The organism is Enterococcus malodoratus (assembly GCF_027659535.1).
Classification (GTDB): domain Bacteria; phylum Bacillota; class Bacilli; order Lactobacillales; family Enterococcaceae; genus Enterococcus_A; species Enterococcus_A malodoratus.
On sequence record NZ_JAQDPG010000008.1, the window covers coordinates 144,166 to 158,774 of the forward strand.

14 protein-coding genes and 1 tRNA gene are annotated in these 14,609 nt (G+C 39.4%); 2 read left to right on the forward strand and 13 right to left on the reverse strand.

From position 1 onward, the window contains the following. The 11 genes from PGP85_RS14120 to map form a co-directional block, all read right to left on the reverse strand. Complete coding sequence (locus PGP85_RS14120; RefSeq protein WP_270328121.1) at nt 1-2,103, reverse strand: DUF7657 domain-containing protein; 2,103 nt, start codon at nt 2,101-2,103, stop codon at nt 1-3. Next, nucleotides 2,075-2,932: a glycosyltransferase gene (locus PGP85_RS14125; RefSeq protein WP_270328123.1), complete on the reverse strand. Its 858-nt coding sequence runs from the start codon at nt 2,930-2,932 to the stop codon at nt 2,075-2,077. Before PGP85_RS14125 ends, PGP85_RS14120 begins: the two co-directional genes overlap by 29 nt. A gap of 18 nt (nt 2,933-2,950) precedes the next feature. Then, nucleotides 2,951-3,796 (reverse strand): dTDP-4-dehydrorhamnose reductase, encoded by an 846-nt coding sequence (gene rfbD, locus PGP85_RS14130; protein ID WP_270328125.1) that lies wholly within the window; start codon nt 3,794-3,796, stop codon nt 2,951-2,953. A 58-nt stretch (nt 3,797-3,854) separates the two neighbouring features. Next, nucleotides 3,855-4,883, reverse strand: coding sequence for a dTDP-glucose 4,6-dehydratase (gene rfbB / locus PGP85_RS14135; protein ID WP_270328127.1), 1,029 nt, complete (start codon nt 4,881-4,883; stop codon nt 3,855-3,857). 131 nt (nt 4,884-5,014) lie between these two features. Next, nucleotides 5,015-5,587, reverse strand: a complete 573-nt coding sequence (rfbC, locus tag PGP85_RS14140; protein ID WP_099050646.1) for a dTDP-4-dehydrorhamnose 3,5-epimerase — start codon at nt 5,585-5,587, stop codon at nt 5,015-5,017. A gap of 11 nt (nt 5,588-5,598) precedes the next feature. Further along, nucleotides 5,599-6,468, reverse strand: a complete 870-nt coding sequence (rfbA, locus tag PGP85_RS14145; protein WP_010740459.1) for a glucose-1-phosphate thymidylyltransferase RfbA — start codon at nt 6,466-6,468, stop codon at nt 5,599-5,601. A gap of 152 nt (nt 6,469-6,620) precedes the next feature. Beyond that, entirely contained in the window at nt 6,621-7,358 is a 738-nt protein-coding gene (locus PGP85_RS14150; protein ID WP_010740460.1) for a glycosyltransferase family 2 protein, read from the reverse strand. A 15-nt stretch (nt 7,359-7,373) separates the two neighbouring features. Continuing rightward, a complete protein-coding gene (locus PGP85_RS14155; protein ID WP_270328129.1) occupies nt 7,374-8,168 on the reverse strand; it encodes a glycosyltransferase in 795 nt (264 codons plus the stop codon). 15 nt (nt 8,169-8,183) lie between these two features. Next, nucleotides 8,184-9,302: a glycosyltransferase family 4 protein gene (locus tag PGP85_RS14160; RefSeq protein WP_010740462.1), complete on the reverse strand. Its 1,119-nt coding sequence runs from the start codon at nt 9,300-9,302 to the stop codon at nt 8,184-8,186. An 88-nt stretch (nt 9,303-9,390) separates the two neighbouring features. After that, nucleotides 9,391-10,314, reverse strand: a complete 924-nt coding sequence (locus PGP85_RS14165; RefSeq protein WP_010740463.1) for a YihY/virulence factor BrkB family protein — start codon at nt 10,312-10,314, stop codon at nt 9,391-9,393. Between the two features lie 15 nt (nt 10,315-10,329). Beyond that, nucleotides 10,330-11,094 (reverse strand): type I methionyl aminopeptidase, encoded by a 765-nt coding sequence (gene map, locus PGP85_RS14170; RefSeq protein WP_010740464.1) that lies wholly within the window; start codon nt 11,092-11,094, stop codon nt 10,330-10,332. A 217-nt stretch (nt 11,095-11,311) separates the two neighbouring features. Between map and PGP85_RS14175 the strand changes: the two genes are divergently transcribed. Both PGP85_RS14175 and PGP85_RS14180 read left to right on the forward strand, forming a co-directional pair. Further along, complete coding sequence (locus PGP85_RS14175; protein WP_178981947.1) at nt 11,312-11,755, forward strand: flavodoxin; 444 nt, start codon at nt 11,312-11,314, stop codon at nt 11,753-11,755. 111 nt (nt 11,756-11,866) lie between these two features. Continuing rightward, on the forward strand, nt 11,867-13,105 hold the full coding sequence (locus PGP85_RS14180) for an aminopeptidase (RefSeq protein WP_178981945.1): 1,239 nt from the start codon (nt 11,867-11,869) through the stop codon (nt 13,103-13,105). 47 nt (nt 13,106-13,152) lie between these two features. Here PGP85_RS14180 and PGP85_RS14185 read toward each other — a convergent pair. Further along, a tRNA-Arg gene (locus PGP85_RS14185) sits at nt 13,153-13,226 on the reverse strand. Between the two features lie 203 nt (nt 13,227-13,429). Further along, nucleotides 13,430-14,608, reverse strand: coding sequence for a DEAD/DEAH box helicase (locus tag PGP85_RS14190; RefSeq protein WP_178981943.1), 1,179 nt, complete (start codon nt 14,606-14,608; stop codon nt 13,430-13,432). Nucleotide 14,609 lies beyond the last annotated feature (1 nt).

Sequence of the window (14,609 nt, forward strand, 5' to 3'; positions counted from 1 at the left end):
TTAATTAATATATCCATCTTCAGCTGGTGCTGGTTGAGGGATTTCTTGGTAATTATTCGTTCCGCCAATTGGGGCAATATCTACATCTGCTTCGGCTTGTGCTTCATCCGAAGTAAATGTTAAGCGATAAATCGTCCACTTATCCTTATCTGGACCATACAATTTTTCAAACTGCGCGTAATTCAATGCATTATAATCTTCAAGCGGCCGGTTACTGATTACATATTTAATCCCCAGCTTTTTACAATCGGTAAAATTAAGATTGACCGTAAAATTATCTGGTCGATCCAAACGAAAATCCGTCTTTCCTTTATCGATAAAAGCTCGTACGTGTGCATATCTATTATAATACTTTTCATTCTTATGCTTAGGATCAATTTTGTGCCATAATTTCATATCTGGGTAAAAACGGACTGAGTTGATCGTCTTGACTCCTAATGCCGGTGTAAAGTTGTAAAGATTATCTTCTGACAGCCATAGTGCATTCGGATCTTCTTTTTTGATCTTAACGATTTCTTCAGCCAATGTTTTCTTATCAATTGCCCCGGTTCCATGAACGATTGGATTCACCGAAATTCCAGAGACTAAAATGAGAATAGTCATTGCCAGTATAAAAAACTTCTTTAGTTTAAACAACAAAGCAAACATGATTAAAGCAAATACTACTAACGTCATAAAAATTTCAAAGTTATTGAAATACAATCCCATAATAGAGGATGTTACCGAATGAGTTGCCATAATCATAATAAGTCCTAAGAAAATCAATTTTATCCACCAAGGAATTTTTGTATATTCCCAAATAAAATTGATCATCCATAAAGACAGCAAGACAGCGCCGAAACCTAACGTTACTAAGCTGCGCGTGCTGGTTACATACGTCAGCATTAAAACTTTCGCAATGCCATGACTATAGCCAAAGTATGTCCAGCCAAAAATAAAGAGACAGAACAAACCTAAAATTGCTCCCATGTATTTTTCTTCCCTGCCCTTTTTAGAAAAGAAAATAAATGGTGACAATAGGACTGTTAATGGAAGGAAATTGAAGTAGGAAGCAACTTCGCCATTATTCGTTCCATGGAAATTAAAATTATCAAACGGAATTTTCCAGTTTGTCAGGAATAAGAAGAAATCAGACTGCGGTCTTCCTCCGCCTTCAGCCTCTCGATGTCCTGGATAAATCGTATTAAGCGTCGCATCAATCGCGTCTTTTGATGTACTATAAAAATGGAAAAGAACAAAACCGATAATTCCCAATCCACCGATAATAATCGGCAGGTCCCAAATATCTAAGACCAGTTCTTTTCTGAAATGGATCAACGTTCCAAACAGCCAGAACAAAATCAGATAAACCAATGGTACCTGATGGGCCGGGTACAGCACCAGAACAAAGCCAATCCCATTAATGACAATCAGCGCCATCATAAACAGCCGCATCAAAACATTTTCATGCTTCGCGATAAAATAATAACTTGCCACCATGATTGCCAATGTGAAAAACATCAGATCACCCACATGCTGCATAAACCACCATTGAATTGACGGAGAAAAAGTAATCCAAAACGAGCCCAGCAAGGACAAATATTTGTTGCGTTTCGTTAAAATCATAACCAGCTCAAAGCTCAATAGCAGCATACTGATGATTTTAAATCCCCAATAAAAAGAGAGCCCGCGTTCTTTTCCTAAAAAGAAAAAGCCCCAATTAAACGGTTTGCCGATCACAGTTAAATCCTTCACCGGTGAATTGTAGGCGATGATCATATTTTGCCCTTCTTTACCGTACTGCTTATTTACAACTGGATAGTCGCTTTCTGCTTGCGAGAAATAAAAAGGTGTTTGAACCATCCATTCATCTGAACGAACCTCACGATTTTCACCGAAGATCACATCCGATTTCTTATCATCACTTCGCTCAGAAACAATTTTGTCCCAAGAACCGATGGAACTCCCATTTAGATTTAATGCGACAATTATAATAAGAAAAAGTACCCCAATGATATATCGAAAACGAATAAATTGATCAATGAACCATAGAAAAGGATTTACTTTCGGTTTTTCATTATATGACGGTACTTCCCTAGTTCGCTTTTGTGTTCTTGATTCCATTATTTCCTCCTGAGAATAAAAATTTAAATGTGATCGTCCCATAATTGAATTTTCCAGTAATAAATTGTTTGCATCCTCGAAGAAATAGTTGTCTACGATATCGCGCAAGTAATTGTGTTTTATATAAAGAATAATAGCATTTTTCAGCCTGTAAAATTGCTCGATAGCGAGAAAAATTCATACTGTTGGCATAATCTAACACCGATAACTGATGATTCAGTTCACTTGACAAGATATTGATCTGGCGTTTTTCACTAAGAATACGCCAACTCATCCAATGATCTAAATAGTCCAACGGAAAAACTAGATTGTATCCACCTATCTCCCGTAAAAAACTAATGCGCAGTGCCGTCCCCGAATTGATTATCATCACGTCGCTTGAATAGGAATGATTGCTTTGAGGTAATGCTTTATGTAATGGACGTAATGTATCGCTGCGGACTGGTGAAATCTGCTGTTCATGATCTTTAATAACTGGAGCTATCGCTGCTACTGATTTTGGCACATTGGACGCCTTCGTTATCAGTTCTTCTAGATACTCTCTTGTAAGTGTCGTATCTTGGTCCAGGGTCAATAACCACTCTGACTCTTTAGCACTTTGATCCGCTGCGTAATTGTACGCTTGAGCCAACCCAATATTTTTAGGACTGTGGTAATAACAAAAACGTTTATCTAATCCTTGCGGCACACTTGCCTGTTCGCTATTATCAAAAATCAGGACACTTCTGATTTCTAAAAAGTTATTTGAAGCAAGAAGTTTGTTCAAACTTGTGATCGTAGACGAGTCTGAAAATGTCATCTTATACAAAACTATCACTAATTCGAACAAACTTTTCACCTCCAATTTTTATTGTTTCGCTTCTAATTCAAGAAAACTTGCTAACGCTTCTTGCCAAGTCGGAATTTCAAAGCCTAGAGCTTTGGCTTTACTTAGATCCATAATTGAATATTGCGGACGAGTTGCTTTTTGCGGATACTCTTCTGAAGTTACAGGAGCAACTTCTACTTTTGTATCTTTTAGGATCTCTTTAGCAAACTCGTACCAAGAACAACTATCTTCATTTGATAAATGATACACCCCGAAAGGCGCCTTCTTCTCAATAACAAAAGTCATGAACTCAGCTAATGTACGTGTCCACGTTGGACGTCCGAATTGATCATTGACGACTGTTAAGCGATCATGAGTCTTAGCCAAATTCTGCATTGTATAAATGAAATTATGTCCGTAAATACCAAATACCCACGAAGTACGAATGATATAATAATCATCCATGATCTCTTGAACGGCTTTTTCCCCTAAAAGTTTAGTTCGGCCGTATTCACTTAATGGATTCGTTGTATCATCCACTTGATACATGCCATCTTTTTTCTTCCCATCAAAAACATAGTCCGTACTAATGTAGATCAACGTTGAACCAGCGGCTTTGGCTGCTTCTGCCACATTACGTGTTCCTTCAACATTGATTAATTCATCTAATTCCTTGCCTTCATCTTCGGCTTTATCAACAGCAGTGTAGGCTGCACAATGATAAATGATTTCTGGCTTCATATCATTAATAAATGTATTTGTTGCTTCTTTATCGGTAATATCTAACTGATCGGCATCTGTTGAAACATAGTCCAGTTTCTTTTCATCCAGCAATTTACGTAGCTCAGTTCCTAATTGTCCGTGTCCACCTGTAATTAAGATCATCTATATCTACTCCTTTTCTCAAAAAAAGGCAGGATGCACCTGCCTGATTCAATTTGTATTATTGGCCGTTTTTCGCATAATTGCTTTCAACAGCTTCTTTTTCAGCACGCCACCAATCTTCATGCTCGGTATACCATTTGATCGTTTCTTTCATCCCAGCTCGGAAGTTAGTGAATTCTGGTGTCCAACCTAATTCCTCACGTAATTTAGTAGAATCGATTGCATAACGCAAATCGTGTCCTGCACGATCTTTTACATGATCGTAAGCATCTTTTGATTGGCCCATTTCTTCTAAAATGATTTCCATGACCGTTTTATTGTCTTCTTCACCATCGGCACCAATCAAATAAGTCTCTCCGATTTTACCTTTAGTTAAGATCGCCCACACGGCTGAAGAATGATCATTCGTATGAATCCAGTCGCGTACATTTTTACCATCACCATATAGTTTTGGCCGAATACCGCTCAAAACATTTGTGATTTGACGTGGAATGAATTTCTCAATATGCTGATACGGTCCATAATTATTGGAACAGTTTGAGATCGTTGCTTGCAAGCCAAATGAGCGAACCCAAGCTTTAACCAGCAAATCTGAACCAGCTTTAGTTGATGAGTAAGGACTTGATGGATTATAAGGCGTTTCCGAAGTAAATTTTTCGCCTGCGCCTTCACCATGTCCTGGCAAATCTTCTCTTAGTGGAAGATCGCCATATACTTCATCAGTCGAAACATGATGATAACGAACATTGTTTTTACGACACGCTTCAATCAGTGTGTAGGTTCCAATAATATTTGTTTGTACAAATGGAAATGGATCCTTCAATGAGTTGTCATTATGAGATTCAGCCGCATAGTGAACAACTGCATCCGTATCTTGGACTAAGCGTTCAACTAGTTCAGCATCTGCAATATCACCAACAACTAATTCTACGCGATCTTCGGGAAGACCAGCAAGGTTTTCCTTATTTCCTGCATATGTCAATTTGTCTAAGACTGTTACATGGATTTCTGGATGATTGTTTACAACATAATGAACGAAGTTTGAGCCGATAAAACCCGCTCCGCCTGTTACGATAATATTTTTCATCTATACTTTACTCCTATTTCGTATTAAAGTACTCATTTTTCTAAAATCTAAAAATGAGCTTGATTCTCAACACGCAGATCATTTAGTTAGGCCTTTGCTTCTTCTATTCCACAAAAACGGAACTACTATCCTTAAATTTCACCATATACGAAAGGATTCTCAGCTTCGAACTCTTTCAACGTTGGTTGTTTCGCGTCTTTTTCAGATGTGATCGCCTTTTCAATATCAATTGGCCAGTCAATCGCCAAATCTGGATCAGCGAATGAGATTCCTCCGTCGGCCTCCGCGTCATAGTAGTTGTCACATTTATACATAAAGTTGACATTTGGAGTCAGCGTTACGAATCCATGAGCAAAACCGCGAGGAACTAGTAATTGACGGTGGTTGTGTTCTGAAAGGATATAGCCTTCCCACTTACCATACGTTGGACTGCCTTTACGGATATCTACGATTACGTCAAGAACCGCACCCGTTACGACACGAATCAATTTGGTTTGTGCGGAGCTGCCTTTTTGGAAATGCAATCCCCGTAAGACACCCGGCTGTGTTGATAATGAGTGATTATCTTGAATAAAATCAAAATCAATCCCAGCAGCCTTAAATGCTTCCACTGAATAACTTTCAGTGAAGAAACCGCGATGATCGCCAAATACGGCAGGTTCAATAATCTTAACATCTGTTAAATTCGTTTCTGTTACTTTGATTTTTCCCATGCTTAATCCTCTTTTGCTAAACGTAGTAAGTATTGTCCGTACTGATTTTTCTTCAATGGTTGAGCCAATTCAATCAAGTTCTCTTTAGTGATATAGCCCATTCGATAAGAAATTTCTTCTAGACATGCTACCTTTAAATTTTGTCGTTTTTCAATCGTTGAAATAAACGTTGATGCTTCTAATAGAGACTCGTGAGTACCAGTATCTAGCCAAGCAAATCCACGGCTCATTACTTCAACTGATAACTTATTGCGTTTCAAATATTCCTTGTTCACATCAGTGATTTCCAGCTCACCACGTTCTGAAGGCTGGATGTTTTTCGCAATCTCAACCACATCATTGTCATAAAAATATAACCCTGTTACAGCATAATGTGATTTTGGTTTTTCAGGTTTTTCTTCAATTGAAACAGCCTGCATCTCATCATCGAACTCCACCACACCAAATCGTTCAGGATCATTGACGTGATAACCAAACACTGTTGCGCCTTCTGTTTTCTTCGCCGCACGCTGCAGCATCCGTGATAGTCCATCACCGTAGTAAATATTGTCTCCTAAAACTAAGCAGACGCTATCGTCCCCAATGAACTCTTCACCAATAATAAAGGCTTGAGCCAAGCCGTCTGGACTCTCTTGTACCGCATATTCGATGTGAATACCTAATTCGTGTCCATCACCAAAAAGATTTTCAAAACGCGGTGTATCCTGCGGTGTTGAGATAATCAAAATTTCGTTGATTCCCGCTAACATCAATGTAGACATTGGATAGTAGATCATAGGTTTATCATAAACTGGCATTAACTGTTTCGAAGTTGCTTTGGTTAAAGGGTACAAACGTGTGCCGCTGCCCCCGGCTAAAATGATTCCTTTCATACTTACGCTCCCTGTTCCTAATAGTGTATTTATTTTTGCCACAAAAGGATTAAGACGATCAGTAACTCAAACTGTAACAAATGGAACTGTCATCCTTTTTTCTGCATACGAACACATTATACCTGATGTTGGGTATTAGAAAAATCGTTTTGCTACTTTTTTTTAATTTCTTTTATTCTTTTTCGGACTAGCTGCAAAGCATTCCAGCGCCATTTGAACTGTTGAACCCGTGATGCGGTCGTCTTGATCTCCGATGCATTCAATCCATGGCGACGGTAATAAACCAATTGTTCAGGAATAAAAACAACCCCCCGATAATAATCCGCAAGCAGTCCAATCCACATATCATGCATGGGTACTTCAGCAGGAATCGGCAAAACAATTTCTTTCAACTCAGATCTGAAGGCCATCCCTGCACCAATATAACTGCTTTTCACAATGTTATGCCAAAACCCGGAGTGAGTATGGCGCATCGCTTGATAGGAAGGTACTAAGATTTCAAGATCATTATCCACGATAATTAAATCAGAAATGACCACTTTAGTTTTCGGATTCTCAAAATACGGCAGCGTCTTTTCAACTTTATCAAGATGCCAAATATCATCCTGATCGCTCAGAAAAATGATTGGATGAGCACTTTGCTGGATAGCATTCGCAAAATTCGCGATTAAACCTTTTCCGTCATTTTGAAAAAGTCTCACTCGCGGATCTTTTGCCTTTAACTCTAATAAAAATTCCCACGTTCCATCGGTTGAATGGTCGTCGGAAATAATCAACTCGTCATGTTCTGAAAGTTGTGGGAATATGCTGTTCAATTGTTCCTCAATAAAGTGACGGCCGTTGTATGTCGCCATACAAACGGAGATTCTCGTCTTGGGCTGCTTTTGCATTCCCTACCTCCAAAATTAAAAAAATTGCCAGCCCCACTTTTGAAAATACTTTCTCATGGACTGTAAAAAGATAAAAAACAGTTTTCGACTCTTGACCGCTCCACGTTCGTATAAGTGAATGACTGTAAATTGCGGGCTATAAACCGTCTTATATCCAGCCTGTTCCATTTTACGACAAAGGTCATTGTCTTCAAAATACATGAAGTAACGCTCGTCAAAGCCATCGATCTCATTGAATTTCGCCAAATCGGCCACCATAAAGCTGCCGGAAATCATTCGTACCAAACTATCTTGATCATCCCGTAAATCGCGGCACTCAAATTTAGCCAAACGTTTTGCAAAGAGCTTTTTAACAAACTTAAATGGAATGAAACGCAGCATGTAATCAAATACATTCAAATGATTGCGTATTAAATATTGTGTCGTTCCATCTTCATTCAAAATTTTTGGCGCCAGCAAACCGCATTCTGGTTGTTCAGCCAAATGATTTGTCATTTCTTTTAAATGATTTTCAGAGAGGATGATGTCTGGATTAAAGATGATCCCATAGCCATCAGTTCCCAAAAGGTTGGCGTTATGACCGAACCCAAAGCCTTTATTCTCTTCGTGGAAAATTATCTTTATGAATGGATAAGCAAGATAGCTCTCTAAATGCTTGCGATAATCCGCTTCTGAAGCATTATCAAAAATTCTAATTTGGATCGTCTGATCTTCACCTAACGTTTCAATCAGTGAGTCCAAACTCAAAAAGATCTTGTCACTGTTGTGGGTTACGATGCTGACAGTCACATTCGTATCATTCATATTCATAACGGACGCCAACACTCATTTCTTGAAATATTTATGCAATACTTGCGAACGGTATTCCTTGTTCCCGAAGAAACGGAAGCTTTTCGTAATAAAGCTGTATTTTTCACTGATTAATCCAATAAGTTCTAATAAGAATGTCAAAGCAAAAACCATCGCGACAATCAGAACAATCGTCCCAACTTGACTTGTATAGTTCAGTAACAATGCCGAAAATGAGAACAACACAGCGATTGCATAAATCGTCAACACGGCACCACGATGGGTAAACCCAAGGTTTAGCAGTCGATGATGCAGATGCTGTTTATCCGCAACTGAGATCGGCATATTTTTAGCCTTCCGACGAACCATTGCAAAAAAAGTATCCGTCACTGGAACACCTAAGATGATCAACGGTGTGATCAAAGAAATAAACGTGACATTTTTTAGTCCCTGTAATGTCAGTACAGACATCATAAAGCCCAAGAACAATGCCCCCGTATCCCCCAAATAAATCTTGGCAGGATGGAAATTGTATGGAAAGAACCCCATGATACTTGCCACTAAACAAAAAATTGCTAACGAAATATAAACGGTTGAAGAATGCAGGAAAAAGTATCCAATCACACCAATTGTCGTCAAACTGATAATTGATACTCCTGATGCCAAACCATCCAAGCCATCAATCAAATTCAGTGCATTGGTAATACCAAAAATCCAAAATAATGTCGCTGGCAAACTCAGCCATTCAAGATTGATTCGACCAAACAATGGCGCCGTGAAAAAATCAAACTGAATATCCGCATAAAAATAAATGACCAATCCAGCTAGGAGGATTCCGACACTTTTCTGTCTAGGAGTCAGTTCATACTTGTCGTCTAAAAGACCTGTAATAACGATGATTAAGCCACCGATTAAAATCTTGCTGATATAATCGAATGGAATCACGTTGCGAAATAGAATTAATGAAGAAATAGCAAAAGTAATAAAAATCGGCAGACCACCCGCGCTAGGCATCGGCACTTCATTCATCCGACGCGCATTAGGATTATCAACCAATCCTGTTTGCACCGAAATTATTTTAAAAATCGGGGTCAAAATCAACGCGATCAAGAAGGTCAAAAAATACTTAATGATCAGCCCGAGTGATACTAACATATTGCCACCTGCCTTTTTAACTAAAATTATTATATAGGATTCAACGCTCTTTACAAGGTTCTTCCAGAATCTTTCAAAAATCTTGAGATTATTTTTTCTTTTTAATGAAACGATCCTTCAATCTATTGAACCATTTGTTGACTCGATTAGAGCCTTCTGTAACCTCTTGCCCCGTACGATATTCCTCGATTGCCACATTTAATACGCCGCCAAATATGATAATCGTCGCAGCAAAGTTCAACCAAAACATCAAAACGATAAAACTTCCAATGATTTGATAACCGGAGACGCGCTGCGCGAAGGTCTGAGCATAGATGCTAAACCCTTGTGCCAGAACAATCCAGCCAACTGTCGCAAATATCGTTCCTGGCAGAGCATATTTAATACGCACATGCGCATTAGGAATGACGATATATAAACCGCCCAAGATAACCAGCAGACCTATCAACGTGACAGGCCACCGCAAAGTCAAAAAAGTATCAATGATATCGGGTGAAAAACGTAATAATTGCTGTAATGCGTCCAAAATTACTTGCCCTGCACTAAAGAATAACGCGACAGCAATAATTGCCATCATTAAAATACCGACGATCCCCACCGATACGATTCGACTGATAACAAAGTTCCCTCGGTTCTCAACACCATAAGCCCGATTCAAGGCTGTTTGCAGTGCATTGATGCCTCGACTAGATGACCATAATGCCGCCAAAACTGAGATAGACAGCATACCGCCGGAAGTATTTTCCAATAGTCCAGTAATCGCTGGCTTCAAAAAGCTGAAAACATTTGGCGGAATAGCCTCGCTTAGATAGGGTAAAACCGTTGCTGGTGTGATATTGAAGTATGGCAGCAGATTGCCGACAATGATCAATATTGGAAAAAAGGACAGCAACAAATAATAGGCAACTACCACGGAGCGGTCGCCTATTTCTGTCTCTGCTAAATGTTTTTGGATCGATTGGATAAAATCCATTAGTTTTTTATTCTTCTTAATTTTATCTATTGGTCCCATAAATCCCTCGTCGTTTTAATAAGTTCCTTCTTCGCCTTGTGAAGTCAAAATTTTTGGTCCTTCTTTCGTAATCGCCAAAGTGTGTTCATATTGTGCACACCAGCCGCCATCACGTGTATAAGCAGTCCAGCCATTTGGATCCATCTTCATTTGCCAAACACCGGTATTGATCATTGGTTCAATCGTGATGACCATACCTTCTCTTAAGCGTAATCCTTTTCCGGCAACACCATAATGCGGGATCGCTGGTTCTTCATGAATCGTTGGGCCAATGCCGTGTCCAACAAAATCACGTACGACTGAAAAACCTTCGCCTTCAGCATATGTTTGGATTGCATGCCCGATATCGCCGATTCGATTTCCAACCTGTGCTTGTTCAATTCCTAAATACATGGCTTTTTTAGTTACTTCCATCAAACGTTCGATTTCAGGTGAGACTTCTCCTACTGCATAAGACCAGCAAGAATCTGACATAGCCCCTTTGTATTCGACACACATGTCCACTTTGATTAAATCACCTTTTTTTAAGGCTTTATTTCTTGGGAATCCGTGACAAATCTCATCATTGATACTGCAGCACGTCGCATATTCGTAGCCTTCAAAACCAATTTGTGCAGCGATACCGCCGTGGCTTTCAATAAAGTTTTTAACAAATTTCTCAATTTCCATACTCGTGACACCGGGTTTTATAAAATCCCGTAAATGGCGATGGACATCAGCCAATAATTCGCCTGACTCATTCATCATTTCAATTTCACGGGGTGATTTTAACGTAATCATACTCTCGTCTCCTTATTTCTATTAAAATGTATTTATTATTCCGGTGAAAATATTTTCGTAGATCATCCAGTAAAATCTGGACGAACATCCTTTTTCATCTTGTCCATTTTAACATAACCCCATTAAGCGAACAAATGGTTAGAAGTCTGCGTTTTCCTTTTGAATTAAGTTTGGTATAATTGGCTTAAATTTAGCTTAAAGCTAAGGAGGAATTTTTTTGACATTAGCAAAAATCGTTTATGCCAGTATGACTGGAAATACCGAAGAAATCGCCGACATTGTCGCTGAAGCTTTCGAAAATCTGGATTTTGAAGTAGAAATCGATGAATGTACACAAGTCGAGGCGGAAGATTTTCAAGACGCGGATATTTGTGTCGTTGCAACATATACCTATGGTGAAGGCGATCTGCCTGATGAAATCGTTGACTTTTATGAAGATCTGCAAGAGCTAGATCTAAGTGGAAAAATTTTCGGCGTCTGCGGTTCAGGAGATACCTTTTACGATCAATACTGTAAATCTGTTGATGACTTCGATGCAGCCTTTGAAAAAACTGGCGCAACTCGCGGGGCCGACAGTGTAAAGGTTGAGATGGCAGCAGAGGAAGAAGACATTGAGAATTTAGAAGCCTTCGCAAAGAAAATTGCTGAAGCAGTGGCTTGATTTATCTCAAAGATGTACCAAGAATATTTGGTACATCTTTTTTTGAACGCATTTTCTTTTGAGAAAATCTAAGAAATGCTAGAATGAGATTAACGAAACGGAGGGATAGGAATGGTCTTACCTAATTTTGATACCTTATTAAAAAAATACGCTCACTTGATTGCAAACGTTGGTGTAAATGTCCAAAAAGAAGACACAGTTGTCGTTTATGCCAGTGTTGAACAAGCACCCTTGGCCCGACTTGTCACAAAGGAAGCTTACCAATTAGGTGCCGCAGAGGTTATCGTTCAGTGGAATGATGACGAAATCCAACGAGAGTTTTTGAGCCATGCCGCAGACGATCGGATCAATGAAGTTCCCGCCTATAAGGTGGATGAGGCAAATACATTTGCTGAAAAACGAGTAACTCGAATCAGCATTGTTTCGCAAAATCCAGATGCCTTGTTGGGCGTAGATACAAAGCGCGTAGCTGCCTTCCAATCAGCACGAGGAAAAGCCTTGCAAGCCGTAATGGAGGCCACGCAATCGAACAAATTGCGTTGGACAGTCGTAGCCGCTTCTAGTCCCGCTTGGGCACAGAAGGTTTTTCCTGAACTAACATCAACAGAAGAACAAGTTGATAAACTTTGGGATGAAATCTTCAAGACCACACGCATTTATGCAGATGATCCCATCAAGGCTTGGGAAAAACACGACGCAACGATGCGTGAACAAGCTGAACGTTTAAACAAAGAACAATTTTATGCCCTTCATTACACTGCTCCAGGCACAGATATCGTGATCGGGTTACCAGAAAATCATGTTTGGGAAGGCGCTGGCAGTTTTGCTGCAGATGGTAAAGAGTTTATGGCTAACATGCCGACAGAAGAAGTCTTCACTGCACCAGATCGTAATCGCGTTGATGGTGTCATTACTAGTACAAAACCATTGAGTTATGCTGGAACAACCCTAAACGAAATGAAATTCACTTTTAAAGATGGAAAAGTTGTGGAGTTTTCTGCGAAAGAAGGTGCCGATGTCTTGGCCTCATTATTAGATATAGACGAAGGCGCCAAACATCTAGGGGAAGTTGCCTTAGTTCCAGATCCTTCACCTATCTCTCAATCGGGAATTACATTCTTTAATACGCTTTTTGATGAAAATGCGTCGAACCACTTAGCACTTGGTGCCGCTTATCCTTTCAGCGTTGAGGGCGGAACTGAAATGTCTAAAACGGAATTAGCTGATGCTGGTCTAAATAGCAGCCAAACCCACGTTGATTTCATGGTGGGATCTGCACAGATGGATATCGACGGCATTCGTAAAGATGGAACTAAAGTCCCTATTTTCAGAAATGGTGATTGGGCTTAGTAAAATTAAAAATACCCACTTAGAAAATTTTCTAAGTGGGTATTTTATGTTCTCGACTGGAATCGAACCAGCGACCTATCGCTTAGGAGGCGATCGCTCTATCCTACTGAGCTACGAGAACATGCCTATACCATTGTAGCGATTTTAACTTATTTTAGCAAGATGGCTAACTTAAATTTAATGAAGTTAGCCGAAATAAAGAAAAGAAAGCGCTCATCAATTGTTACTAATTAATGAATTTTTCTCATCTAAGAATCCAAATCATTTTCGTTCATGATGAACTCGATTAATCTACTAAATAAAATCGAAAAAAAAGGAAAAGACTTATTTCCGTCTTTTCCCTTTACTCTTTTTACTCTTCTTCTTTTTGGGATCACTTTGCTTTATCGGTTCTTCCGTTAGTAATTCTCCTCCGAATAAATAGATCGGTGCTAACGTTAAATCAAGTTTCTTTGCTATTTTGGTTAAATCCGTTTTTTCTTGTGGTGTGACAAAAGTAATCACCACTCCCGTTTTCCCCATTCGTCCTACGCGTCCTGCACGGTGCAAGTAGCTCTCTTCACTCAATGGAACATTCGCATTAATCACAAATGGCAAAGACTCAATGTCTAATCCGCGACTAGCTAAATCTGTCGTCAACAATCCTAACGCTTGATGCTTTTTGAATTGTTCGATCGCACCTTTACGAGACATTTTTGATTGATCTGACGCAAGACTCACAACCGGTAAATGATGGAAAAGTAATTTTTCCTCGGCACTTCCCATATCGCTTAACTGATTAAAGAAAATCATTCCCCAAAAAGCAGGCAGATTCAGCAGACGGCGTAATTGATCGACTTTTTTTCGATCGCTGGTTTCCAAATAGAAATGCTGTACCTCACCTTGGCTATCGTCTTCCTTTGAAACATCTATTACCAATAAATCAGATTCAAAATTATTCAATTCATCTAAAACAGTATCCGCCGTGGCAGATAAATATAGATGCTGAGCGTCGTTATCGCTAGCTTTCAGAATTTTTTGAATCAGTTGCAGACTTTGCCCTTGAATTAGTTGATCGACCTCATCAAAGACCAAGGTTTTGATGTTTGGGGTTTTGATTTTTTTAGCTGTGATTAATTCTAAGACACGGCCTGGAGTACCAATCAATAGTTCTGGTTTTTTCTTTAGTGCGTCTTGTTGCCGTTTTACGTTGGCGCCACCAATCAAAGGCTGTACTTTCATGCCTGAACCAGCCAACCACTTACGAGCCACTTCAACCACTTGCATCGCCAATTCCTGTGAAGAAGTTAAGATTAAAACCTGACTAGGTTTGCCTGCCTCAAGTTGATTGATTAACGGCAATAAATAAGCCAGCGTTTTGCCGCTGCCGGTCGGAGCAATCCCAACAAGATTGGCGCCTTCGATAATTGGTGTATATACTTTTGATTGGATCAATGCAGGTTTTTGAAAGCCTGCCTCGTTCCAATTTTCTTGTAAAAATGGGACAAAATCCTGATTATTCATA